The sequence below is a fragment of the Dyadobacter luteus genome, from assembly GCF_003383615.1.
Classification (GTDB): domain Bacteria; phylum Bacteroidota; class Bacteroidia; order Cytophagales; family Spirosomataceae; genus Dyadobacter; species Dyadobacter luteus.
In genome coordinates this window covers 319,776-346,268 of sequence record NZ_QNUL01000004.1, presented here as the reverse complement: position 1 = coordinate 346,268, position 26,493 = coordinate 319,776, and the positions used below count along the sequence as shown (strand labels likewise).

13 protein-coding genes are annotated in these 26,493 nt (G+C 44.7%); 6 read left to right on the top strand and 7 right to left on the bottom strand.

All coding sequences use genetic code 11. The annotated features are described in order from the left end of the window. Positions 1-45: 45 nt before the first annotated feature. The 3 genes from DSL64_RS08180 (at position 46) to DSL64_RS08170 (ending at position 2,448) form a co-directional block, all read left to right on the top strand. A complete protein-coding gene (locus DSL64_RS08180) occupies positions 46-372 on the top strand; it encodes a PadR family transcriptional regulator (protein WP_115830186.1) in 327 nt (108 codons plus the stop codon). A gap of 9 nt (positions 373-381) precedes the next feature. Further along, a complete protein-coding gene (locus DSL64_RS08175; RefSeq protein ID WP_115830185.1) occupies positions 382-1,155 on the top strand; it encodes a permease prefix domain 2-containing transporter in 774 nt (257 codons plus the stop codon). Between the two features lie 186 nt (positions 1,156-1,341). Continuing rightward, positions 1,342-2,448 (top strand): Fic family protein, encoded by a 1,107-nt coding sequence (locus tag DSL64_RS08170; protein ID WP_115830184.1) that lies wholly within the window; start codon positions 1,342-1,344, stop codon positions 2,446-2,448. Positions 2,449-2,595: 147 nt separating this feature from the next. Here DSL64_RS08170 and DSL64_RS08165 read toward each other — a convergent pair whose 3' ends face one another. Both DSL64_RS08165 and DSL64_RS08160 read right to left on the bottom strand, forming a co-directional pair. Beyond that, positions 2,596-6,684, bottom strand: coding sequence for a T9SS type A sorting domain-containing protein (locus DSL64_RS08165; protein ID WP_115830183.1), 4,089 nt, complete (start codon positions 6,682-6,684; stop codon positions 2,596-2,598). A 460-nt stretch (positions 6,685-7,144) separates the two neighbouring features. After that, the gene (locus DSL64_RS08160; RefSeq protein WP_115830181.1) at positions 7,145-7,765 is read right to left on the bottom strand and encodes a response regulator transcription factor; all 621 of its coding nucleotides are present in this window, start codon (positions 7,763-7,765) and stop codon (positions 7,145-7,147) included. Positions 7,766-7,836: 71 nt separating this feature from the next. Between DSL64_RS08160 and DSL64_RS08155 the strand changes: the two genes are divergently transcribed. Both DSL64_RS08155 and DSL64_RS08150 read left to right on the top strand, forming a co-directional pair. Next, positions 7,837-10,719 carry a sensor histidine kinase gene (locus DSL64_RS08155; RefSeq protein WP_115830180.1) on the top strand — a complete coding sequence of 961 codons (2,883 nt, stop codon included), beginning with the start codon at positions 7,837-7,839 and terminating at the stop codon, positions 10,717-10,719. 243 nt (positions 10,720-10,962) lie between these two features. Beyond that, the gene (locus DSL64_RS08150; protein WP_115830179.1) at positions 10,963-13,770 is read left to right on the top strand and encodes a T9SS type A sorting domain-containing protein; all 2,808 of its coding nucleotides are present in this window, start codon (positions 10,963-10,965) and stop codon (positions 13,768-13,770) included. A 249-nt stretch (positions 13,771-14,019) separates the two neighbouring features. Here the strand turns inward: DSL64_RS08150 and DSL64_RS08140 are convergent, their stop codons facing one another. After that, positions 14,020-16,266, bottom strand: coding sequence for a GH92 family glycosyl hydrolase (locus tag DSL64_RS08140; protein ID WP_115830177.1), 2,247 nt, complete (start codon positions 16,264-16,266; stop codon positions 14,020-14,022). A 246-nt stretch (positions 16,267-16,512) separates the two neighbouring features. Between DSL64_RS08140 and DSL64_RS08135 the strand changes: the two genes are divergently transcribed. Then, complete coding sequence (locus DSL64_RS08135) at positions 16,513-19,086, top strand: galactose oxidase (protein WP_115830176.1); 2,574 nt, start codon at positions 16,513-16,515, stop codon at positions 19,084-19,086. Between the two features lie 50 nt (positions 19,087-19,136). Here DSL64_RS08135 and DSL64_RS08130 read toward each other — a convergent pair whose 3' ends face one another. The 4 genes from DSL64_RS08130 to DSL64_RS08115 all read right to left on the bottom strand — a co-directional run bounded on the left by DSL64_RS08130 (position 19,137) and on the right by DSL64_RS08115 (position 26,287). Next, positions 19,137-20,441 carry a glycoside hydrolase family 99 protein gene (locus tag DSL64_RS08130; protein WP_115830175.1) on the bottom strand — a complete coding sequence of 435 codons (1,305 nt, stop codon included), beginning with the start codon at positions 20,439-20,441 and terminating at the stop codon, positions 19,137-19,139. Positions 20,442-20,518: 77 nt separating this feature from the next. Further along, positions 20,519-21,211 (bottom strand): DUF3823 domain-containing protein, encoded by a 693-nt coding sequence (locus DSL64_RS08125; protein ID WP_115830174.1) that lies wholly within the window; start codon positions 21,209-21,211, stop codon positions 20,519-20,521. Positions 21,212-21,238: 27 nt separating this feature from the next. Continuing rightward, positions 21,239-23,131, bottom strand: coding sequence for a RagB/SusD family nutrient uptake outer membrane protein (locus tag DSL64_RS08120; RefSeq protein WP_115830173.1), 1,893 nt, complete (start codon positions 23,129-23,131; stop codon positions 21,239-21,241). A gap of 12 nt (positions 23,132-23,143) precedes the next feature. Continuing rightward, on the bottom strand, positions 23,144-26,287 hold the full coding sequence (locus DSL64_RS08115) for a SusC/RagA family TonB-linked outer membrane protein (RefSeq protein ID WP_229216997.1): 3,144 nt from the start codon (positions 26,285-26,287) through the stop codon (positions 23,144-23,146). Positions 26,288-26,493 lie beyond the last annotated feature (206 nt).

Here is a 26,493-nt window from a genome sequence, read left to right as displayed (position 1 = left end):
TAAATATAAATTCATATTAACTACATTTGAGTAAATAATAGATTCATGAGCCAACATCATTTAGGTGAGTTTGAGGAAGTGGTACTGCTGACTGTAGCAGTTCTGTTTAATGAGGCTTACGGCATAGCCATTATTGACGAGATGGAAAGCCGCCTCAACCGTAAAGTCAGTATAGGTGCTCTGCAAACTGTGCTGCGAAGATTAGAAGATAAAGGACTGCTGACTTCAGCATTTGGTGAGGCGACCAAGATAAGAGGCGGTAAGAGAAAACGGTATTTCACTGTAACGCCGGAAGGTCAAAAAGTGCTAAGTGATGTAAAAAATCAACGGCTTGCGTTATGGGATGCAATCCCTGCCATCGCCTTCAACTGATATTCAGATATGGATGAATTTAATGATCATAAACCACCTGGCTTCGCGCTTGTGATTTTCAGATGGTTCTGTAAAGCTGATTTCCGGGAAGATATCGAAGGAGACTTACTGGAAAGATTTGAATTCGACGCCCGCAGAAAGGGTATCAGGAAGGCGCAATTGCTGCTAATAAAAGAGGTGTTACTTCTTATACGTCCGAATCTGATATCCAAACCTTCATTTCACTTCAACTTACACACAATGAAAAGTCCCCAGTTTATCAGGCTTTCAATGGCAGGCGTTTTAGCGATAGGATCAGTCTGCTACATAGTTAGTAACAATCCTCATTATTCGGCAAATACACAATCCATCTTCCCTGCTCCACTGAATCAATCCACAGGATTTATGATTGAAACTGAGCCAAGACTGACTATTTCAAAACCTGTTTCAAACAAAGACTGGTCTGATTTTCTTCAGTTTCTGGAATCAGATGAAACCTTTTCTGAAGAATATCTGCACTCTATGCTGCCTGATAACTGGGAAAAACAAAATGATGATTGTCCTGTACTAGGTGTGAGTTGGCTACAGGCTCAGGAATTCTGTAAATGGAGAAGTGTGCTGTCTACCTACACGGAAGCAAATTCAGAAAAAGTAGTTTTCAGTGAAATGGTTGAAAAAAACCTTCTGTCAAAAAAGCATATCACCTACCGGCTTCCTACAGAATCAGAATGGGATGCGCTGGTTAAAACCAGGCATACAGTAGATAATTCCGGATTTATCTGTGTTATTTCAGAAAGGGGCTGATGTAAAAAGAAGAATATAATGCCACTGCGCTTTAAAAGCCCTTTGAGATATCCGTTTCGACCAGAGTTCAGTATTATTCCTAATGATGCGGTGATTACAACTCCTATTCACCGCATAAAATAAGGGGAATATTTTGAGAATGCGGCGAATAGCGTATATATTTACCGCATATTTTGCGTTAAATATATGTATATTCATCAAAGAAGACAGTGGCCTAACTTTAACTGGGATGTGGAAACAGTATCTGGTCTGCTCGCGTCGGTACGTCATAGACAAGGACGGTTGACAGGACGAATGGAGAGTCTTGGTTTTTCACTTAGGGACGAAGCAATCCTGCAAACTTTAACGCTTGATGTTATTAAAACAAGCGAGATAGAAGGGGAATTCCTGGATGCAGACCAAGTCAGATCTTCGCTTGCAAGGAAGCTCGGAATGGATATTGGAGCTTTGGCTCCCTCTGACCGACACGTGGACGGAGTAGTTGAAATGCTTTTGGACGCAACACAGCGGTATACGAAGGAGCTCTCCGAAGAGCGACTTTTCGGATGGCATTCAGCCTTGTTTCCGTCCGGGAGTAGTGGAATGTATAAGATCCAAGTCGGGCAGTGGCGCGAAGATACGACTGGCCCAATGCAAGTGGTATCAGGAGCCTTAGGACGGGAAATTGTTCATTTCGAAGCTCCGCCTTCTGATAAAGTTCCAGCCGAAATGCAGCAATTCATCAATTGGTTTAATACACAAACAGAAAAAGACCCGGTTTTAAAAGCGGCGATAGCACATCTATGGTTTGTGACCATACACCCGTTTGATGATGGAAATGGACGTATAGCCCGTGCAATTACTGACTTGCAGCTGGCAAGATCTGACAGCAATTATCAACGCTTTTACAGCATGTCCGCACAAATTCAGCTTGAACGTAAGGCTTATTATGATATTCTGGAAAAAACGCAGAGAGACGATCTTGATATTACCGGCTGGCTTATCTGGTTTTTGTCGTGTCTTGACAGGGCACTAACGGCAACGGATAAGATACTGAATGCGGTAATAACCAAAGCCCGATACTGGGAGTTTTTTGGATCGAAAAGTATAAGTGAACGTCAGAAGCTAATGCTTAACAAGCTTCTTGATGGATTTGAAGGAAAGCTTAACACCTCTAAATGGGCTAAAATCACCAAAGTGTCAAATGATACTGCGTTAAGAGATATTCTGGATCTTTTAGATCAGGGAATTTTAATCAAAGAAGAAGCAGGTGGCAGAAGTACCAGCTATAAACTAAACGACATAAGCAAATAAACCAGGTGAGATGGCATAAGTGTTTCATTCGTAGCGTTGGGTTGAGTGTTTGAGATAAGTAATGCAATAATTCCCGGAAAGATTTTTCAGGGTCGGTGATAGCAACAACCGTAGTCATTTCTATCACCGACCAGAACTTTTTTACTACTATTTCGCCACGATGACTTTACTGGTTTGTATCATCCCGTTTGTGCGAAGCAGTTGAACAGTATATATTCCTGGTGCAAAACTGCTTGTGTTGATACCATCTGCTGGCACCTCTGTATTTTCATACACCATGCTGCCCGTAATACTGAATATCCGTATTGATTGAATGTTCTTAGTGGCAGACACGAAGAGTTTGCCGACTGCCGGGTTAGGGTATACATCCGGATTCGTTTCTAAAAAAACGATACTTCTGATATGGCTGTAGGAAAATGTCATGTCCTTATCGACCATTTTCAAACGGTAAAGATTCTCTGCAGGGATTGGAGATTGGTCTTTAAAGGAGTACGATTTGATCTCACTACTTTGGCCAGCTGCCTCTACCCTTCCCAGTGATGACCACTTTTTACCATCCGCACTTCTTTGCACATCAAAAAAACCGGTATTCGTTTCACTAGCCGACGACCAGGTCAGCAAGGCTGTGTTCTCAGCTTTAGCAACATCAAATTTCATCAGTCTGACAGGCAATGAGTTGTTGGTAAAATTACTTCCGGCACCTCCACCTGAAAACGAGCTGACCAGGAACTCTGCATATCTGTCGCTGCCGCGGGTTCCCAATACCCAGCGGCTGGTAGAAGCCTGTGTGCCATTGGTTAGTATCTGTATTTGTTGCGCGGGGATATGTGGCGGGTAAGGAGCATACTCGCTGTAGTCAAGATTGTGCTTGTAAAACATGAGCTGTTTCTCGTCTTGCAGCCGGTATTTAAACCTTGCCTCCATAGCATTGTTAAATTGGGTAAACTGATCTGTTCTGAAATAATACCTGACTTTGACTGGTTTACCCGGTTGCTGTGAGGCGTAAACGTCCCAACGAACAGGCATAAAAATAGCCCCATCAGGATTTGCTATAAACCCCTGATTTCCTGCATAGTACACAGATGAATAATCCACCTGAACCGCCACCTGATCAATGACAAGGTCACTATCTGAATGCTCAACGGTCAACAGTAGTTTATTACGGCTACAATCGCAATAATGAGTCAGGTTGCCCTCCTGGATGGCGTTGTAGGTAATATAAATGTCATTTTCATCAGGGATTTCCATTTGAGAAATATCATCCGGACAGGCTTTAGTTACGAAGTAAACTTCTTTCCAATCTGATTTGTAATCCGGACGGCACGTACTTCTTGCCCAAATTGTATACCCACGCTCTGGTATGAGATTTTCCATATCTGCTCTGACTGTAGGCCAGTCCAAATCCACTGTCTTGGCTAAGCCGGGATTTGGCGTCCAGGTATCGTAACTAAAAACATATTCATACTCGTTTACCGGATAACCGGTTGTTACAGCGGGCCATGTAGCAGTTGCAGAAACATTTTTTAGATTTGTAATACTAACCTCAGGTGGCAGACAGATCTGCTGTTGTTTATAAAACAAGGCTGACCCCGCATCTGCCAGATAGCTACCCTGATCTGCATCATAATCTTCATCAGGCACGCCTATCAGTGCAGCTTTATCACTCATCGCAACAGCAAATCCGAAATGGTCTTCTGTTGTAATGGAATTAGAAACCTGATTGATTCGTTCAACAAGCCCGTATTTGTTCTCTCCACCCTTATTAATTCCATATACATAAACAGCGCCTGCTTCTCTGGTCTCAACACCGTTGGAATAATAATGATGGTAGGGCGCTCCTATCATAGCTGCATCTGCATTGATAGCTACAGCTGACCCGAAGCCCGCGTACCCTGAAGCATCTTCTGTAATATGTCTGACCAGCCCCCAATTATCTTCTCCTGCAAAATTCTTTTGGTAGACGAATGCCGAGCCCGGACGACTACCAAAATTAACAGTCTTTCTTCCAATGATTAAATGTTCGCCATGTAAAGCGACAGATCCGCCTAATCCGTCGTTATATCCTGGCAAACCCTTCATTATTTTAAACTCTGACCAATCAGCTGCTCCCGCACCATTTCGCTTAAACAAATAGGCTGATCCTTCAAATGTGTACTCCAGGTTGCCCTGAAAACCCACTCGGTTTGCTCCAACTACAATGTAATCACCACTAATTGCGACCGCAGCACCAAAACGTCCCAATACAATTTCTTCACTGCTAACAAGTTTTTTGACCTGACCCCAATTTTGCACTCCATCCTGATCTGCGTGAAACAAATAAGCTGCTCCCCGTTGGTCAGATGCTCCTCTGGCCCCTACAACAATAAATTCACCATCCACACCAACTGAAAAACCAAATACATTACTGGCGGCTCTATCGTTTGCTACTATTTTTTTTACTTGTCCCCAGTTGTTGGTTCCGCCTTGATTTCTGCTGAATATATAGGCAGCACCGGATTGGGAATCCGTTGCAGGGTTTACACCATCTTCGTGAGGTGCACCAACTACCAAATAATCGTCGTTAAGTGCTACTGACCAACCAAAATTATCTCCTACAGCTGCATCCTGTGCCGTGATTTTTTTTATCTCATTCCATGTAAGCCCATTATGCTGTAAAATGTATACAGCTCCAGCGTCGGTGAATGTCTTACCATTAGCGGATCTGTCGTTGCCGGGAGCTCCCACTGCTGCATAGTCTCCGTTCACTGACACCGACCAGCCATAGTTGTCCTTTTCTCTTAATCCATTTGAAACCATCTTTTGTGTTTGTCCCCAGTTTTCGCTGCCATTTTTATCCTTTTGGAAACAGTAAGCCGCACCCGACCAGCTCATTATATCGCTCTCGAAAACATCATAGCTGTGCTTGTATGCACCCGACCATATTGTGTTACCACTAATGGCAAGTGAGTAACCAAACTGATCACCGGCATTTCTTACTGCTGCGGTTATTTTCTTCTGGAATCCCCAATTATCACTACCGCCTACATCTTTTTTGAAAATATAAGCAGAGCCTGATTCAGTCTTTGTGTTCGATTCTGTTGCATCCTGACTTTCCTTATAAGCACCAATAACGATATAATCTCCACTCATAGCGACGCAGTACCCGAAGTTATCGTCCTGAGCACGCACGGGCGCTGTAAGTTTTTTTATCTGGCTCCAATTACCACTGGACGAATTTCTTTTGAAAACATATGCAGAACCTGCCCCAGAAACGTAGTTGGCATTCGAGCCGTCTGTATCCTGAGCATAAGCTCCGATGACTGCATACTCCCCGCTGATTGACACCGATGCACCAAAATAATCCGATGACGCCTGAGTACTGGCTATCACACGTTGTACATATCCCCAGTTACCGGCACCGCCCTGGTTCTTTGCAAAAAAATAGACTGAACCTGAGCCGGAATTAAGATTCGATTCGCTGGCTCCCACAGCCAGATAGTCACCTTTTATTTCAACAGAAAGTCCGAACCTCCCATTTACATACCGGGTAGGGGCAGTCATTTTCTTAACCAATCCCCAGTTTTCTGATCCGCCCTGATTCTTGTTAAAAATGTGTATCGACCCTGAATTCTCTAATGGGGCACCTTCCGACACATTATGATCTTCGAACAGAGTGCCTACGACGATATAGTCTCCGTCAATAGCTACATTGTATCCAAACAGATCGTCTGCATCCCTGTCATTGGCTGTTATCTTCTTGATTTGTCCCCAATTATCAACCCCTCCCTGGTCTTTTTTATAAATGTAAGCCGCCCCCGCGGATGCAACCGGATTCAAGGATGCACCATCTCTGCTTTCGCGTATCGCCCCCACAACTACGTAATCTCCGTGGATTGCAACGGAATAACCAAACAAGGCATCCTTTGAACGGTCAGAAGCTACCAGCTTTTTCACTTCAACCCAGGTACCCGCCTGATTGTACAATATATATACACAACCAGCTGAAACTATTTTATTCAAACCATTTTGATCTCCGTCATGATTATATGCACTTACTGCAGCATAGTCACCCGACAACGACACCGCCATACCATATACGTCAGACACTTCTCGACCTGCGGATGATTGCGCATTTCTATCGCCGGCAACCTGCTTGATGATCTGGTCCCATTTCTGGGCATGCCCCTTTCCGGCGAAGAAAAGCATCAGAAAAATGATGATAGTTAATTTGTTTCTCAGAGGTAAAATTTTCTCCATAATCAGGAACTGCTGGTTTGTTAAATAGAAAATGTCAGATGAAAATAAAGGGTGTCAGAAGATCAGTCATTTTGATGACTCGGCTGCTGGCCATACAGAAAGTAATTACACAGCAGGAAAAAGGTGATTGCTCATGAAAATTGCCTACAATCATTTACAGTAGATAACCTTAACTGCAGACAGTAGCCTTTTGATTTAAAATATAAGGTTCAATCCACGTACAGCGGAGATGTAACGCTATCGCTTGCTATCAAGAGTTGAAGTAAGTTGCGGGATGTTGGCACAGGCAATGAATCGTTTTTTCATAGTACAGAGGAGTTGAGCAAATTGTTTTTTTGATTCACAGAATGCCTGGAATAATGTGCGCAAAGCTAAGGTTCTGTTTCGATGACGACAATAGCCCGTTAAGGCTATTGTTTCCTTGACAAATGGAACGGCATGTATTTAAATCTGTATGATTTTAAATTCCTGCCCTGTATTTGTTGACAGCTTCTACCTTATTTTGCACATGCAATTTCTTGTATATGTTTTTAAGATGGTTTTTAACAGTATTCAGACTAATAGACAACACATCAGATATTTCTTTATAAATCAACCCGTTACTAAGAAGCGTCAGCACTTCAAGCTCACGCACACTGAGCACATTCAGTTGAGATTGTGGCTGGGTGTGAAGCAAGGTAATTACCTTTCTGGCGATATAAGGACTCATCGGAGAGCCTCCGTTGTATAAATCCACTATCGCATCAATAATCTCGGATGCACTGGCATCTTTAACAATATATCCTGTAGCTCCCGCCCTTAGCGCACTAAAAACATTTTCACTATCCTGATAGGAAGTACACATCAAAAATTGGGTATTCCCAGTTTTGGGTTTCACTGATCTTACCAGGTCAATACCCGACATTTGCCCTAACATTATATCCACAATTGCAATATCGACCGGATCGGTTTGTAAACCTTCAAGCGCCTGCTCGGCACACTCGTAAATACCTGTCACCAAAAACCTCCCGTCGCTTTCTAGCATTTTGACAAGCGATAGTCTGTAATGGTCGTGATCCTCAACAACGGATATAGAAATCATTTAAATAGGGTAATCTTTGAACAGGTCTATTTTCTGCGAAAAATACATATATTAGACTCAAACTCATCCCTATGAAAAGCATATTTTCGCGGCTATTTTTACTACTCTTCCTGATATCCCCGTTCAATCTATTTTCTCAAAAAACAAATGCAGGCCTAAAGTCAGTTGAACGCTTGCCTACCAAAGTCATTTATGATCTGTTTCTGGACAGGCAAAACTTTTTGTGGCTGGCTACAGAAGTGGGCGTCTACAGGTATGACGGTATCGGCTTCACACTGTTTTCATCCCCCGAACAAAGTTCGTTGAGTGCCTCAGGCCTAATTCAGGATGATCAGGGAAAGATCTGGTTCCACAACTTTACGGGACAGATTTTTTACATTGATCATGGTAAAACCACACTGCTGGAATCCTACGATTCACAAACTGAATCAGGATTTCCAAGGTTGACCATTTACAAAGGATTCCTGGTGGCCAGCTCCGACCGAGGTTTATTTCTTTGTCATACAAAAACATTAAAAAGTAAGTATATTCCTTCTCCGGCGGGGACAGCAGCTACATCGATTGCCGTGATTGGCAACAAACTTCTTGCATATGGAAATGGGGAGTGGTTCACTTACGATACAGCTAAGGGTGTACGGCCAGCGAAAAAAGATCCTAAAATCAAACATTGGCAACAAGACGCAGCACTACTACATACCCAGGCTTTGGGCGATACGGCTCTTTTATTCGCTAACCCTTCGTCCAGACTACTTCATGTCGGCATCAGCAACGACTCTGTTATACTTTTCAAAGAAAGTCATTATGATGACTTCATCAATACCATTTCTTTATCTGCTGGTAAGCTATGGGTCAATATGGTTAAAAGCAGCACGCAGCTCCAAGCCGGCAAGCAGATTACCGGCCTGAATATTAGCGATATAGTAGCTGACCGGGAAGGTAATACCTGGTATGCGAGCCTTGACAAAGGTCTTTTTGTCCAAAACGAAGGTGTATCCCGGCAAACGGTAGTTATACCCGGAATGGATGAATCTGATCACGTCAGAACGATGGTCAAAGCGGGAGGCATTTTACTGCTGGGCACCCAGCACGGAAAGCTTTATATGTATGATCATGTCCTGAAACGACTCGTAAAAAGAGTTGCACCCAACGAAAAGTTCGGATCGATTTACAAGATCGCCCCTGTAGATGATGGTAATTTCCTGATTGGTACATCGATCAACACATACATTTTCAACATACATACACAACAGTTCAAACTGCAACCAGCCATAAAAATATTAAAGCAAATCGACCAAACTCAGGATCTTCTGTTTGCAACAACGGCAAACGGTTTGGTAATTACACTGAAAAAAAAATCAGAAAAACTCAAAAAGGAAGTAGTCGCCAGATTTGAGGGCATAAAAGACTATGACCAGCAAACAAATTCATTTCTCTATCCGAAGAGGTGTTCTGCTTTGTCGTACTATCCTGACGAGCAAAAACTCTTTGTTGCCTTTAAAAGTGCCTTGCATGTATTCAACAGCGACGGGCTCACCCCTGTCACTTATGAAGGAAAACAAGTGTACTCACTCTACACAACCTACTACAAGAAGAAAATCTACATTGGTACGATCAACAATGGCCTTTTGGTTTACGATAAGGGCAAGATTCAAAAATTTTCCGTCGGGCAGGGCCTTCTTTCTGAAAACATAGTCAAAATGAAGCATAGTTATGGCAAACTCTGGATTCTTAGTACAGGGGCCGTTCAGGTGTTTGACATGGAAAGGTCTGTTTTTGACTCCCGGCTGAGCCTGTCAACATCGGGCAGTATACTGACCAGCGATCTGATCGAAACTGATCATGAGTTGTACCTGGCCACACAAACCGGTCTGCATGTAGTCGGATTGAAAGAGGTGAGTCCTGCAACAAAAATGGTACATGCTACCCTGTCGGTTTTAGCCAACCACCAATCTGTCACAGATCCATTTTTTGAACCTGATCAGAATAACCTGCAGTTCAAAATAAGTCTGCCTCTGTATGCGGCAGCCCTCCAGACATACATCCGGTACAGCTTAGTGACCGGCACAGACTCCAGCTGGAATGTAACAGGGCCGGGAGAACGCAGTGTTACTTTTGCCTCACTAAGGCCGGGAAAATATACTTTTAGGGCCACGGCGGTAAATCCGGAGCTCGGTCAGATCACAGCACCAATTATTTACGACTTTGAAATAGCACATTCCTGGTGGCAGGATGAGTACTTCCAGATGGCAGTCATTGCCTGCTTTGTTTGCTTTATAGTGTACATTCTTGTTAATTATGTCCTTAATCAGCGGAATTTCAAAAAAACGCTGTATAGACAGCAGCAGTCGATTCTGCAGGAACGCCAGCGTATCAGCAGCGAAATCCATGACGATATTGGTGCAGGTATATTTGCCGTTAAATTGTTTGCTGACGTAGCCAGCAAAAGTAGCAGATCCGAGACTGATGAGATACATCAGATTGCATCCATGGTCGGCGATTTAGCAGTAAAAATCAGAGAAATTATCTGGAGTACGAACACAGAAAATGATAATCTGGCAGATTTAATTTTTTACCTCAAGTTTCAAAGTATAAAACTGTTTGAGCACTCTGCGGTGAGCTTTCTTGCGTCAATTCCCGAAACAATTCCCGACTGGCCGGTAAGTGGCCATTTCAGAAAGAACGTGTACCTTCTTGTACAGGAGTTTATGCATAATGCGATCAAACATGCAAATGCTTCTCAGATCAGGCTTCAAATCACTTTAAGTCCCTCAGCGCTTCTGATTGAGATTGCCGATAACGGTAAAGGATTCAATCCTTCACATACCAACAAAAATTCCATGGGACTGAAAAATGCATCTTCCAGGGTTCGGGATCTGCAGGGTATGCTTTCTATCGACTCGGACAGTGGCACCGTTATTCACATCAGCATTCCTATTGATCCGGATAGAATTTAAACTTTGTAGCATCCTCTCTTTCGGGCAGGATTCAGTTGACCATCTCAATGGTTTCTGCAATTAGACTCCCCCTGATTTCATTACCTCAACCATACAGATCACCAGCCCAACTAAACCAATAAAGCATTATTTTTTCTTCATTAAGTTATAATTAACGAAACGTTATAGGTCTGGGAATAGATTTGATTTTCCGCTTTCGGGAAACCGTTTTTAATCAAATCTCAAACCTTTAACTTTAAAAAAATGAAGAAACACTTCTTATTGCTGTTTTTAACTTTTATCTCATCAGCACTACTCGCGCAGGTAGTACTGGTAGATGACTGCGAGTCGCTGAGCGGCTGGACAGGTGGAGGTAATACGCTCAGTCTGGACACCAATGATCCTGCTGAGGGGCTGGCCAGTATCAAATCAGAGGGAGGAAACACCGAGCGTTTCAGAAAGAATTTTATCGCTCCACTGAACACCGGTATAGCCGCCAATGAATTGACGATTGCCTACTTTCAGTTCTCTTTGTATGTATCCGACATCACCAAGTTTTCTGCGTCCGAAGGACAATTTGAACTGACCAGTTCGGGCGGCCCTGACACGGACGAATTCAACTGGAGCACGGGCAGTGTAAATCTGAGAAATGGCTGGAACAACGTAACACTTCGCATGAGTGCAGCCGGTAAATCCGGCAACCCAGATTTATCTGCCATTAACTTTTTCCGGTATTACAAGTTTATCAATACGGGAGAAAGTGTGGTTATAAAAATTGACAATATGCGCTTTTCCAAAGGTTACACAGGAAGTGAACTGATCGGCGCTCATATTTTTAATGCTGCTGATCAGCCTGCGGGCTGGTCGGGCACAGACCCAATCCAAACCGATAACACAAACAAGATTCTCGGATCGGGTTCACTGACTAAAACCGGCCCGGGTACAGATTGGTTTGTATACAATGCGGCTGCACCATTCAATTCCACAGTAAGCCAACAGGACGGTCTTATTAAGTTCTGGCTCTACGTTTCTGATGTGAGCAAATTCAACGGAGCAGGGAGTATTTCGTTTACTTCGTCGGGGCAACAGGGCACTAATGAGTATAAATGGAATATGGCCGGTCAAAAACTACTTAACGGTTGGAACCACCTGTTTCTCAGGATTTCAGAAGCAGCCGTGCAGGGCACACCGAATCTCTCAGCAATTAATTACTTTAAAATATCTCAGCCCTTATCGGGGGCTATCACCGCAAAAATTGATGAGATTGAGTTCTTCCAGCCTCAGCCCGCAACTACGACGACCCCTTCGTTAAACACACTGAACGGGAAAGTGATGTTCGGCTATCAGGGCTGGTTTGGAATGCCCACCGACGGACAACCTGCTCATAACTGGTGGCTGCACTGGTTTGACGGCGCCCCGCAGCACAGTACTGCAACAATTGATATGTGGCCTTATCTTGCAGATTACCCTCAAAATGATCTGCAGGCTACAAACATGACCTACAGCGATGGAAGCGCTGCCAAACTTTTTTCAAGCTACAACTATAGTACCGTAGACGAGCACTTCAAATGGATGCAGGAAAATGAAATCGACGGGGTTTTTCAGCAGCGCTTTCTTGTCAATTTCACCACAACTGACTCCCGCGTACACCGCCATTTTGAAAGGGTTATCGAAAATGTACAAACTGCGAGTAGCAAGTACGGCCGTGTCTACTCGATCATGTACGATTTGTCCGGCGCAAATGCTACCTCTACTGAAGCTGTGATAGCAGACTGGAAACGACTGGTTGACCAGATGGGCGTCACTTCTGAGAGCAATTACCTGTGGCATAAAGGCAAACCGCTCGTAGCACTTTGGGGACTCGGGCTGGCGTCTGATCCTGGCGCAACAGCAGAACGCTCTGAAAAACTTGTAAGATGGTTTAAGTTCGGGGATCCTACTGACCCTACTGACAATCCCAAATACCGGGCGACTGTTATGGGTGGCTTAAACGACAATTGGCGCACTCACTCTGCGGCCTGGCTTGCCGTATATGATCTGCTCGATGCTGTCAGCCCATGGTCGGTGGGCAGGTATGGGAGCGAATCAGGCGCAAATAGTTTTGCAATCAACACCGTAAGACCAGATATGGCCTACCTGGCTCCAAAAGGAATTGATTACATGCCGGTTATTTTCCCAGGATTTTCCTGGTTCAATTTGCAGACAGTGCGCAACAACACGGCAGCCGCCATCAAGAATTCGATTCCAAGAAACGGCGGTAGTTTTCTGTGGCAGCAGTCGCAGAATGTGATCAACGAGGGAGCGCAAATGATCTACCTTGCCATGTTTGATGAAGTCGACGAAGCGACATCATTTTTCAAAATGGCCAAGTTTTCCAACCATACTCCCAAAGGTGGCAACACCTGGTTTTTGTCGCTGGACGCAGACGGCTACGATCTGACCCCGGATTGGTACCTGGGAATTGCTGGCTACACCAAAAAGGTGCTGGCCGGAAAGGCAACAAACAGTCTTTCGGTGCCTCTTTTTCCCAACCCGGTCACTACTGACGCAGGAAACGCCCTACCCGTAACGCTGATGAGTTTCTCTGCAAGCAAAGAGGTTAATTCTGTACAGTTGAAATGGCAGACGAGTAGCGAAACAAACAGTTCTCATTTTGAAATACAAAGAAGTGCTGACGCGAAAAATTTTACAACGATCGGCAGGACAGAAACGAATGCCAGCTCCCTTAATGCAAAGAACTATACTTACAACGACACAGATCTGCCTTCAGGCACTTACTATTATCGTTTAAAAATGGTGGATTTGGATCAGACAAGCGCATACAGCAGGATTACAAATGTCAAAATCATATCAGGCGATATAGTCAGCGTTTATCCAAATCCAGCTAGTAGAAAAATAACCATATCGACAGATTCAAAAATTACTAATCTGGAAATTTTCAATGTGCTGGGGCGAAAATTCTATTCTGCAAAATCACAACAAAACACCACTGACATTGATGTGAGCAGCTGGCCGGCTGGAATCTACGTCATCAAATTGAATGGCAGCGAGCGCAAATTTGTGAAACAGTAGATTGACTTCCGCTGCCAGGTTGAGAGCCGTTCAAAAAGAATGGCTCTCACATCAATCGCAGTCAGTACCTATCAGACCAATCGTTGTCCATAAAGTAGAACTAAAAAACAAAAATCCGGCGCCATCACTTGGCGGCCGGATTTTTTCATTACCTGTAAAATGCTTTGCAGGTAACTTACGGTTCAGGATAGGAATAGATAAAGTTTTTAAATTGGCATTCCGGCCAGGCAGCATCAAAACGCAGATTGCTTATTCTCCTAATCCCCAGCTTTTATTAGGTTTAGGCCCCATTTCCAGTTCAAGGGTTCCGCCGCCGGTGAGCTGATCGTGCGTAAATGTGGGTACATTCAGCACCTTTCCGTTGAGTTTAGCGCTTTGAATATATTTATTGATCACACTGCAGTCTTTGGCTATAACAGTGAATTTTTTCCCATTATGAAGATCAATAGTCACTTTCTCAAAAACCGGACTGCCTATGGTATATTCGGCTTTGCCCGGAGTCATCGGATAAAATCCCATTGATGAAAATACTACAAAGGCCGTCATGCCTCCCCCATCCTCGTCGCCGGGAATTCCGAAAATGTTGTCTTTAAACCATACATCCAGTAAAAAACGAATACGTTTCTGCGTTTTCCATGGCGCGTTGGTGTAATTGTACAGATAAGGGATATGAAAGCTCGGCTCATTACCCATCGAATACTGCCCGACAAGACCGGTGGCGTCAGGAAACTTAGACCAGAATTCATATTTACTTCGCCCCAGACCCTCACGAAAAAGTTCATCAAGCTGCGTCTCAAAATTGGTTTTACCTCCAATCAGCCCGATCAGTCCGCTGATATCGTGCTGAACCTGCCATTTATAGGTCCAGCCGTTGTTCTCATCATAATAATCTCGGCCGCCCATCCCGCCATCAAATTTGGGATCGATCTCAACCCATCTGCCCTTACTGTCTTTGGGTAAAAACATATTTTTCTCTTTGTTCCAAAGATTCTTATAATTCAAAGCGCGGGGTTTGAAAAACTGATAGTCTTTCTCTTTTCCAAGGTCCTTTGCCAGCTCACCCACAGCCCAGTCATCATAGCTTCCTCCCAATGTTACTGCAACGGCTTGCCGCTTCTCAAAGGCGTCAACCAGCTTTACTGTCTCCTTTTCATTCAGGCCCAGCGAAGGAAAATACCCTTTTGTATGATAGAAATCATCCAGCTCGCACTTGGGCCCATTTCTCCACGGCACCATTGTTGCCTGAGTTGCATTTTTATACATACCTTCGTAAGCTTTCGTTACGTCAAAATTCCTCAGACCTTTTCTGTAGGCATCCAGAAAAGCGACCGATGAATGAAATCCGTTCATGCAGGCGTGATCTCCGAAAAGAACAGGAAAAGTGGGCACCCAGCCGCTTTGCTCATACATATTTACAAACGAGCTGAGCATATCCTGCTCCTGACCGGGATTCAGAATAATTCTCAACGGATGATGCGCCAGGTAGCTGTCCCAGGTCCAGTCGTCAGTGTAAAAAGGCCTGTTGGTCGTATGTACTTTTTTGTCAAATCCACTGTAGTATTGATTACCTTCGGTGATGTCTGTCATTCTTTCGTACGTTCGGTATAGAGAAGAATAAAAACTGCGTTTCTGCGCTTCAGTCCCGCCTTCCACCTGAATCTGATTGATCACAGACGACCAAATCTTCTCACCGCTGCTTGCAAGCTGCTCAAAACCTGTTGCGGCGAGTTCATTGTCAAAGTTCTTTCTGGCCTGCTCAGCGCTCACATAGGATATGGCATATTTGAGCTCAATCTCTCCTTTTTTGCTTTCAGCAAAGTTAATCCATGCCCTGACGTTTTTTCCTTTTGCTGACTTTGCACTCAGGGCTTTCGAACCATTCAGAATGCCGGTTTTGCCTTTCTCACTGAAAACACCATACATGTACACTACGATGTCATCGTGATAGATTTCAGTTGCCTCAATCTGATTGTCTGAGCCAAATTTCCAAGAGCCCTGCCCCTGATTATATAGATCAAAAAGAAGTGTTTTCGAAGCCTTTTCAGGAAAGCTGAAGCGGTATATTCCCGTCTTTTTACCTGGAGTGAACTCAACCTGCACCTGGTCATCGATCAGATATGTAGAGTAATACCATGGTCTTGTAATTTCCAGATCATGATCGTAAGTCAGCTTTTGATCGTAATCCAGGGCAGCTAATGGTTTGATTGAAGGCTTGACCGAAAAAGCCTGACCAAGCCGGTGTGAAACCACAATGAGCGGAAAACTTGAAATCTGATCATCGAGGTAATCTTTGCGCTGGGGAAACATGCGCATCATCTGATTGGGTAGCTGAATCGTAGGTCGGGTGGGCTCCAGCAGCTGACCGACATTGCCAATTCTCAGGTCAACATATTTTAGGTTTCCGGTAGGATTTGTCTGCGCTCTGACCGAAAAGCAGACAAGGCAAAAGAGCAAAAGCAGTACGCTTTTTTTAAAGCTCCTGAAGGGTTGAATCATTCTTTGATCATTTTTTGGTTACTATATTACCCGTAAGTTAGATATCTGTCATTTTAGCAGGAAATAGCTTGACGCAATTACGAGTAAACACCTACTATTGTTTAACTTTAAATGCAAAATGTTATATCTCGGCTTCGTAATGGAGTGGCCAAATAACGTTGGTCCGGTTAAGAAACAATTAATAATAGATTAACAAGGCTTAAAATAATCTCTGAAGAGTATTTTATTCTTCCTGCTTACAGTTCTATGAAATTCAGATTCCTACTTGCAGTTTTCTTCCTTGAAGTTTTTCTCAGCCTGGCAAACCAAAGCGCTGCGCAGTCCTATGGCCTTGGTTTTGACAGCTACGAAGTAGTGCAGGATAAAAGAACGGGCCTTGATCTGAGCCCTGACAACACGTTTTGTTTTGAGAAAGATTTTGAACTCTGTTTTGACCTTTCTTTTCTTACAGACAAAAAAATTTACTTCGGATATATTCTCAGAATGATCGAAAATGACAGGCAAAATATTGACCTGGTCTGCGATAACAGTACAGACAACCCTCACTTCAAACTCGTAATTGGCGACAAATTCTCCTCTTACTCTTTTGATTTCCCCAACGATGACCTGTACAAAAAGTGGAACAGGATCAGCCTGAAATTCATCAGGGATAAAAAAAGCCTTCAGATAACGTATGGCAAGAAGACATTCTCCCAACCGCTTACGCTTTCTGAGAAACCACGCTTCAAGATTCTTTTCGGAGCAAACACCTACAAAGATTTCAAGTCCACAGATGTGCCCCCGATGAAGATCAGAAACATTGTCATTTCTGAAAACAATGAGCCGGTCTACCGATTCCCTCTCAATCAGACGGATACTGATCAGGTCACAGAAGAAATTCAAAAAAAGAATGGACTTGTATCTAACCCGGTATGGATCAAAAAACTTCACTACGAATGGCAACTGGCAAGATCCCAAACTCTGCCGGGCTACGTCAGGCTTGGTTTTGATGCAAGCAAGGGCACTCTTTACATGCTGTGTTCGGACTCCACGATCGCCTACAATCTCGCTTCTAACAGGTCGGTTTCTTATAAGCACGCTGCGGGACAGCAGCCCGTATATGTGGATGACCAGCTACTTTTCGATCAGAAAAACAGCAAACTTTATCATATCTACACGAATGAAAAACAGGTTTCGACTTTTGATTTAAAAACAAACTCGTGGGACAAACAAGGGCCGGCGCCGGTGGTGAAAACTCAGTTTCTGCTTGCCAATAAGTTCTATTCACCGCAGGACTCCTCCATTTATATCATGGGAGGATATGGACATCTGACCTATAAAAACAATGTGCAACGCTACCACCTGCCCTCGGGTGTGTGGACAGAACACTACCAAAAAGACTCTGTATTCACTCCCCGGTATCTGGCCGCCCTTGGCGCGGGCAAAAACGGGGCTTACATGCTTGGCGGCTACGGAAGCGTGACAGGTCAGCAGATTCTGAACCCCAGAAATTGGTATGATCTGCTGTTTTTCGATACAAAATCAGCAACTTTTACCCGGCGCTATGAGCTGCCCGCTCCGAAAGAAGACTTTGTTTTTTGCAATTCGTTGATCGTTTGTGATCAGGAAAACTCTTTTTACAGTCTTATTTTCCCTAAGGATAAATTCAATTCGGATCTGCAGCTTATCAAAGGTTCTCTTACAAAGCCGGATTTTCAGCCGGTCGGATCAAAAATTCCGTATCAGTTTACAGACATACATTCCTTTGCCGATTTGTTTTTTGACTACGCCACAAACAGATTTGTAGCTGTTGCGCTCAATCATAGTGAAAATGGTCAAACCAAGGTATCTGTGTATACCTTAAATGCTCCTCCACTGCAATCTATTGAGTCTGCTGCAACCCGGCAGACAGCCGGGGCTGACAACCTTTGGTGGATTTTGGCAGCTGCTGTTTGTCTTATCTCAGGAGTATATATCTATTACAGGGTATCCGCAAGGGGCAACAAGCCTGCGGCTGCTTTCGAACCGCAGGCAGCCACACCGGCTACTGTGCCAACTGAGATTGAAAACAAAGTACCGGCACACGTTGCTACTGCCGACCCGGCAACCACGCAGCCCTTACACAGCAGCGTATTTCTGTTCGGAAATCTGCAATTGTTTGATCAGGACGGCCAGGAGATCACGCGGCAGTTCAGCCCGCTGGTTAAGGAGCTGTTTTTGGTAATACTGCTATACACAATCCGTTGGGAAGGCATCAGCTCCGAAAAGCTAAAAGAACTGCTCTGGTTTGATAAGACCTCTGAAAGTGCCCGTAACAACCGCTCTGTGAATATTGCCAAGCTGAAAGGAATTCTTGATAAGATGAAGTACTGCCAGGTTTCAAAGGAAACGGGATATTGGAAAATCAATATTGACTACGAAAAAATTCACGTCGACTATACGCATTATCTTTCACTGATCAGAAATAAGAAATCACTGAGCAGAGAAAAGATTGTGGAACTGGCCGCGATTACTAAACGTGGCAATTTTCTTGCGAACGTTGAATACGAATGGCTGGATTCATTCAAATCAGAGATTTCAAATGAGATTATAGATAGCTATCTGGGGTTTGCAGCTACGATGAAAATAGCTCAGGATGCTGAATTTCTCGTCGAGCTTGCCAATTATGTTTTCTACTTTGATCCTGTTAATGAAGAAGCGATGATTATCAAATGCAAGGCGCTGGCGCACCTGGGCAAACATTCTCTGGCAAAAACTACTTATGAGAATTTTGCCAGAGAATACAGCAGGATTTACGGAGAGGATTTCCAAATGGATATGCCAGAAGTGCTGCTTTCGTGAAAGGGCGTGGGGTTTAGGGCGTGGGGCATTGGGCTTAGGGGCTGCAACTGCTACCTGACCCTGTCTGGTTTTTGAGGGCCGAATTCTTTGCTGCCATGAAACCAGCTTGCTCCCTGTCCGGTCAGCCACAGGTAGTAATCCGATTCCAGTTCCGGCTCAATTCCGACAAATTTGCCGTCTGCGTTCAGTGGAGTTGCACCTTCCTTTTTTGTTTTAAAAATCGCTGTCCCTTCATCTACCTCATCGAACATGGCTACATACAAAGCCTCTGCACCCGACATCCTGGCACCGGCGATTTGTTGCCACAAAAAATCGCCTTTTGCTCTTGGTATCTGGTTGTAAAGCGTTTTATCATTTTTCAGATTCCCCCAGCTAAAGCCTGGAAACACCAAAGGAGCATAGTCGATTTTGTTGGCTTTGCACCAAAGTAAATCGCCGGGCAGCGTAGTGCCTGCGACAGATGTGTAAGTTGAGCTATTGTATCTGCCCACCGCCCAGGGCATGATCACATCTACTGTTTTGATCAGCTCGTGAAGCGCTGGCGAGCTTTCTGTATCCGTGCTCAAAGTGCGCCAGTAATAAGGAACACCCAGCAGAATAGAAGCTTTTTTGGTGGGGCCTTTGATCTGATCTACTAGTTTATGTACGTCTGCAGTCGTGTACTTTCTACCGTCATTGAACCCTACGCCCCAGATGGCAAGCAGCGGACGGCCGTTGTGACGCAGATATGTCGGGTTTTCTTTATTGTCATACAGCTTAAATGTATTTTGCAATTCCTGCCAGTCTTTGGCAATAAAATTCATGTCTGAAGACGTTGACCCGCTCAGATCGTACATCACACTGATAGCTCTCTTATATTTTCTGGAAGCTTTCAGTGCATTGGCCAGCACCTTGTTAAAATGTCTCTTACCACTTTCAGACTTGACCTCACTTACAAAGCGCTGCATGTAGACACCATCGATATTATGCTCCTGCATCCATTTGAAATGCAGGTCAACACTTTCCTCGTCGTAAGGGCTGTATACCTTTGCACTTTCTGCGTTGGCATATTTGAAAGCGGTCTGATAGGTTTTTTCATAATCTGTCACATCAGGCCAGAAGTCGATGGAGGCAAAGCCGGGCTCGAATTTTCCATTTTTCTGATAATGATGCCAACCGCGGCCTGCCCCGTCACCTTCCGCTGTAAACCAGCCCTGATAGCCTGCCATCACAAGTCCTTTGTAACTTGGAAAAAGAATACCCGTCTGATCGTAAACAACTTCCTGAACAGGTTTTGGTGTTTCTATCTGACTTTCGTTGGCAGTGCAGCTGATATATAAAGTAGAGAACAGACAAAGTAGTTTCAGTATTTTCATCAATAAAAAGTTAAAGGTTTGAAGTAAAAATTGAAGACCTTCCCCTGTAAAACGTTTACAACGGAAGGTCTGTCGAATCAGAGTGAAAGTCTTACCGCTTTGGCATAATTGTACTTCGACTCCGGCGCATCTATCAGCGCACCTATGCGGAAAAAGTACTGGCTACCCGCTTTAAGATTGCTGCTGTTGGATGGCAGATCAATTTCAAGTCTATAAACTTTATTGGGGTCAGCAACTGTATTGATTTCCTGATCAGCCATAACAGTACGCATGGGCTCTCCGACATTGGGCTCGGGATGCGCGTACAACCCGATCTTTTTTACATTATTGATCACTGTCTGCTGTAATTTGAAACTGGCAATCACTTTGTTTCCCGATTTCTCAATTTTCGCTTCTTTAATCCTGATATAAGGCTGCACCTTAAAATCCAGCTGTGTATCCCCTTTCACATTTACCTGCTGAGGTTCTGCCGGAACAAAATTACCCCTGACGGGCGTGATCGTATACGTATTTGAAAAAATCAGGTTATTACGATAGCTACCATCATTGCGGACAACCATGACCTGCTTGGTTTCAGAGGCATAACCATGTTCGACAAACTCTATGGTGCTGCCACGGATGATGTCCTGTTCAACCGGCTCATTGGTCTCTATGTCCAGAAACGTTCCATGCAGCTGCGCATCGGGCGCGGGATAGTTATCTATTGAGCAGCCACTTAATGCCAGAACCAATACCAGCACGGACAGACATAATTTTATATTTTTCATCATTTCCAAATTTAATATTGTCTCTATTTTCTAATACTGTGGATTCTGAACCAAGCCGTTCGCTCCGATGCCTGGTATATACCTGTAATACTGTCTGTACTCAAATGTGGTAGGGTTCATCCTTTGAATCGCCTGACGGATAAAAATGTATTTGGCAGGTGAAACTCTCAGGTCTAAAACCGGCACCAGTGCATGACGGAGTGTATTGTTGAAAAGAGTATGATACTCACGTCTCCTGATCAGATCCCAGAACCGTTTATTTTCAAAGGCAAGCTCTACTTTTCTTTCACGGATCACGTTTTCTACCGTCAGTGGTATGTCCCTGGTGTGTCCCGCACGGCGGCGGATCTCATTAAGCGCCTTTGCTCCGTTCACAGCTGAGCCTGTTCCGCTCTCCACGACGGCTTCCGCATAAATCAGAAGGATTTCAGCATAACGGAAGTCTGCCCAGTCCGACACAGTCTGATTCCACCCCGGCGCTACATTCACAGATTCATTCAGAAACTTCTTGAAGCTTACGCCAGTCCTTGTATTGTTACCGCCCCAGGTATCAAACCCTGAATACTGAGTCCGGTCTGCCGCCCCGTACGGATAGTAGGTCCTGCCGTTTGCATTAACAGGTTCTCCTCCGAAGAGCTGAGCGTTGCCGTCCGGTTTGATAAAGCCAGCCTGAATGATGATTTTCTGACCTTTCCACGCTGTTCCGGGTAGTATCGCAGTCGCCCAAAGCCGGGCATCCTTGTCTTTGTAAATGCCTGCCGGATCATCGTAGCGTTTGTAATTTTTTGAGGGGTTGAAACCATTATAATCATTGACATCATTACCTGTTTCTGTGGTAATAACAGGCGCACTTTTACCCGGATCGCTGTAGCTTTCATAGGCATCTATCAGATCAAGTGTCGGGTTCATGCGGCCCGGATGCGGCCAGCCGTTTGCTGTTTGGTTAGGCTGAAACCATATTCCATAATTATGCCCCGTTCCTGAGCCCGGTCTTGCGTAACCTTTAATGAAAATCACTTCTGTTGGCGCAATATTGGGATCTTCAAAGAGCTTTCTGTAGTTCTCTGCAGCTTCCTCTACGGATGCAGGCGAGGGTTTGTAGAGCGAAAACTTACCGGAGTTGATCAATGCTTCTGACGCCTCTATAGCGGCTTTGTAGTACTCTGCAGCTGCCGACTTGTCGAGCCCCACCAGCTTCTGTTCCACTGCAGGTCCAGAAATCGGAGCCCTGTCGGAGTACTTGGCCAGTGAAGCTGCGTGAAGAGCCACTCTGGATTTAAGCGCATAGGCAACCCATTTTGTAGCACGGCGTTCTCCGCCAGGCCAGGATTCATTCAAATTCTGAATAGCCACATCGCATTCTTTCAGTACAAAATCCCAAGTCTGCTTCTCGGTACTTCTGGGTACTTTTAAAGCGTCGACGTCACCTTCGTACTTTTGAACCGAGGTAATCAAAGGAACCCCTCCATAACGCTTAGCAAGTGCGAAATAGGCGTAAGCGCGGATGAATGCGCTCTCGCCGATCAACGCCTTGGTTTCAGCTTCGGGAACAGTCAGTGTGGGTATAATGTCAATAAGGATATTGGTATCACGGATCAGCTTATAGCCCTGATCCCACCACTGAAAATCATCGTTGCCAATAAAATCTCCGAACTCAGTATGCACAGCTTCATCAGTGACCATCGCCGGAGCAAAACCACCATTGTTGGGATCACCTGTATTCCAGTTGAATCCTTGTCTGAAAAAAGTAAAATCTTCAATCGGAAGCTGGTAGTACAAATTGGCCATGTAGAGCTTGACACCCTCGGGATTTGAGAACAGATTCTCACCTTGTAATTTGTCCAGCGGCTGCTTGTCTAAAACATCCCCGCAGCTAAGCGCGAACAATGCCGGCAGCAGCAATATATATCTGAATAGTTTCATATTTATCAAGTCTTAGAATGTGACGTTTATACCAAAGTTGTAGCTTCTGGTGACCGGATAGGTAAGGCCTGCACCAAATAGTCCTTCGATTTTTTCCGGGTCAAATGGCTTCACGAAAGAGTCTGCCCATGTGAAAATGTTATGCGCATTCGCATAAACACGCACATTTTCTATACCTGCTTTCTTAAGCCATTCCAGCTTCACGGTGTAGCCCAATTGCGCGCTTTTGAAGCGGAGATAGGATGCGTCCTTACGCCATGCTGAACTTTCTGCGTAGATGGCTCCTACGTTGTAGTTAAACCGTGAAGCAGGCCAGCTACCGCCAATCCACTGGTTATCATCCGACAAATGCCATCTGTCATAGAAATATTCAGGCGTGTTACCACGGAAAGCGAATACCTCTGCGTACACTTCCCGGAAACGGACACTGTATTTACCCGATCCCTGAAACAGAGCCGTGAAGTCAAAACCCTTGTAGGACGCGTTCAGCGTCACACCATAGTACATTTTAGGATCGCCGCCAAAGAAAAGTGGCATGGCATCGTTTCCATCTATTATACCGTTACCATCCACATCTTTGTACTTGAAATCTCCCGGCAGCTCTCTTGTATTGCCCAAATCTCCGTTCTGAATCGGCGCATAAATCACCTCGTCCTTATTTTGAAACTGACCTTCTAACTGATAGGCCCATACGACATCGTTCCAGCGGTTGGCCGCCCCACTGCGCCATCTATCCATACTACTCAGAAAGTCCCCCCTTTCCACGTAACGGTTCATCGTACGGGCGAAATTGAAGTTTCCTGAAATACCATATTTGAAGTCTCTGATCTGACCGTTGTAGCCGGCAGAAAATTCAATCCCTCTTACGCGGTCACTATTTAGGTTCTCATCAGGAAGCGTGCCTCCGAATGTATTGGGAAGCGATACATTTCTTCTTGCCAACAGACCTTTACGGTCTCTTTGGTAGACATCAAAAGTCAGATCTATTTTATTGTCCCACAGCCCAATATCAACCCCCACGTCCTGTATGATGGATTTAAACCAGGTCAGCTTCTCATTTACGATGGCAGGTGATGCCGCCCCGGTGGTGTAATTCCCATTGGTGAATTCATAACCACCGCCGCCAGAAAGAGAGAAACCTGGTACATACTGGAACGGCGCGCCTGCATCAGCGCCTACAAGCCCGTAAGAACCTCTCAGCTTCAGCGTTGAAATCAAAGGAATACTTTTCATGAAATTTTCCTCCGTTACCCGCCATCCGGCAGAAACCACCGGAAACAATCCCCATCTGCGGTCAGGATGATACCGGTAAGAACCATCGTAGCGGGCTGCTATTTCAAGCAGATATTTTTCTTTGAAGTCATAATTCAAACGACCCACCAGTGACTGACTGGCATACTCGCTTTCAGAACCACTCGTAGTCTGGTTGTTCAGACCGGCCTGATCAATCTGGTCGTTGGTAAAAAAAGCATACTCTCTTCCAAGACCGGCCCAACGGTTTTTAGATTCCTGCTGTTCGTAGACCAGCGTCGCGCCCAGATTATGATTTTTGGCAATGACAGTATTATAAAATAGTTGTCCCTGGAACGTAATACGGTTATTATCCGAAAAGTTGTTTCCGATTCTGGATGGGTTGCGCTGCTGATGTGCGGTGTACTTATCTGTAGCAGCATCGTAGGTGTACAGATTATAGCTTTTGGAGACCGATTTTGCGCGGTAGTTATTACTATCATAAGCTACAAGACCTTTGATTTTAAGCCCTGGAACAAATGGCACCGAGTAGGTCAGCGCGAAAGTAGACTGAAAGAACTTATTGACCTCTTCGTTATAGCCCGTCAGGTCTCCATCTGCAAGAGCAACCGGGTTATAGCCACCGCTTAGCAAAGCCGGATACCTGGGGTTGTCGTTGGCAAAGGGCCGCTCAGTAGGCAGGGCGATACGTGTTCCTTTGTAGATATTAAAGAAGTTGTCTCCGGGCTGTAGTCTTTTATCAAAAAGTCCTGACAGGATCAGGTCCGCCTTCAGGTTTTTGGTCAGATCAATGCCGACATTGGTACGGAAGGTATATTTCTTGTAGCCCATATCGCCACTTTTTAAAAGCCCGTTTTCATTCTGGTAGCCAAAGCTTGTGAAATAGGTGGCTGCTCCTTCCCCACCGGATGCTGAGATAAAGTGCTGCGTCTGAGATGCTGACTTATTCAGAACCTGATTGTACCAGTCGGTACTTTCATATCCCGCGGCACCTGCCCTGAACTTCTCGACTTCCTCAGAAGTATAAACAGGATTCTCGCCCAGATTTCTGGCCGCATCGTTACGCATCTGTGCCCATTGGTAAGCGTTGGTCATCCTTGGCACATCTGTAGGGCTCTGCCTGCCATAAACCGCGTTATAGCTAAATTTTGGCTTGCCTTTTGAGCCCTTTTTAGTGGTTACAATTACAACGCCATTCCCTGCCCGAATCCCGAAAATAGCAGCAGACGCATCTTTAAGCACAGAAATACTTTCAATATCATCAGGATTGATCTTCTGGAATTCATAGCCGCCATCCCTTGCAACCCCATCGACTACGTACAATGGCTCGCCAAATCCACGGATGTTGATACTGGTACTGAATGATCCCGGCTCACCAGAGTTCTGACGGATCTGAACACCCGGAACTTTCCCTTGCAGGCTTTGGGCCAGACTACTGTGGGTAGTAGTCTTGATGGCTTCTGATACGATATTCGAAATAGCGCCGGTCAAAGTCTGTTTGCGCTGCGTACCGTAACCGACTACAACCACTTCCTGAAGCTCATCTGTACTCAATTCCAGTTTGATCTGAAATGTAGTCTTACTGCCCACTTCAATTTCCTGTCTTTTGTAACCAAGGAAACTGACGACCAGGATTGATCCTGATTTAGGAATGCTCAAAGAAAATTTCCCCTCCGAATCCGTAGTTGTTCCTTTCATGGATCCTTTCAACACCACACTTGCTCCGGGCACCGGCTGATCTTTTTCATCATTTATTGATCCAACGATAATCGTTTCGCCGGATACTGGCGGCTGATTTTGTGCAAAAGCCTGAAAGGAAAGCATTGCAGACAGAATGAAAATCATCTGCCGCAAAACTCTCGCAAAAGGTTTGATGCTGTTTTGCTGTAAAAATTGATTTGTCATATTTATTAATTGGTGAGGATTGATTTGATTGAACAAGCAATACAAATAGTTTTGAGTGAATCGTCTGTACGGTCATCTACCGATCATAGGCAAGGGTCTGGGGTTAACTTTAAATAAAACATGGAAGCAATTCGGAGCACGGCAAGGCGGCCTGCGGAGTCGAATTCTGCAGGCAAAGCAAGAGATGAGCAATTAAGAAATAGTTA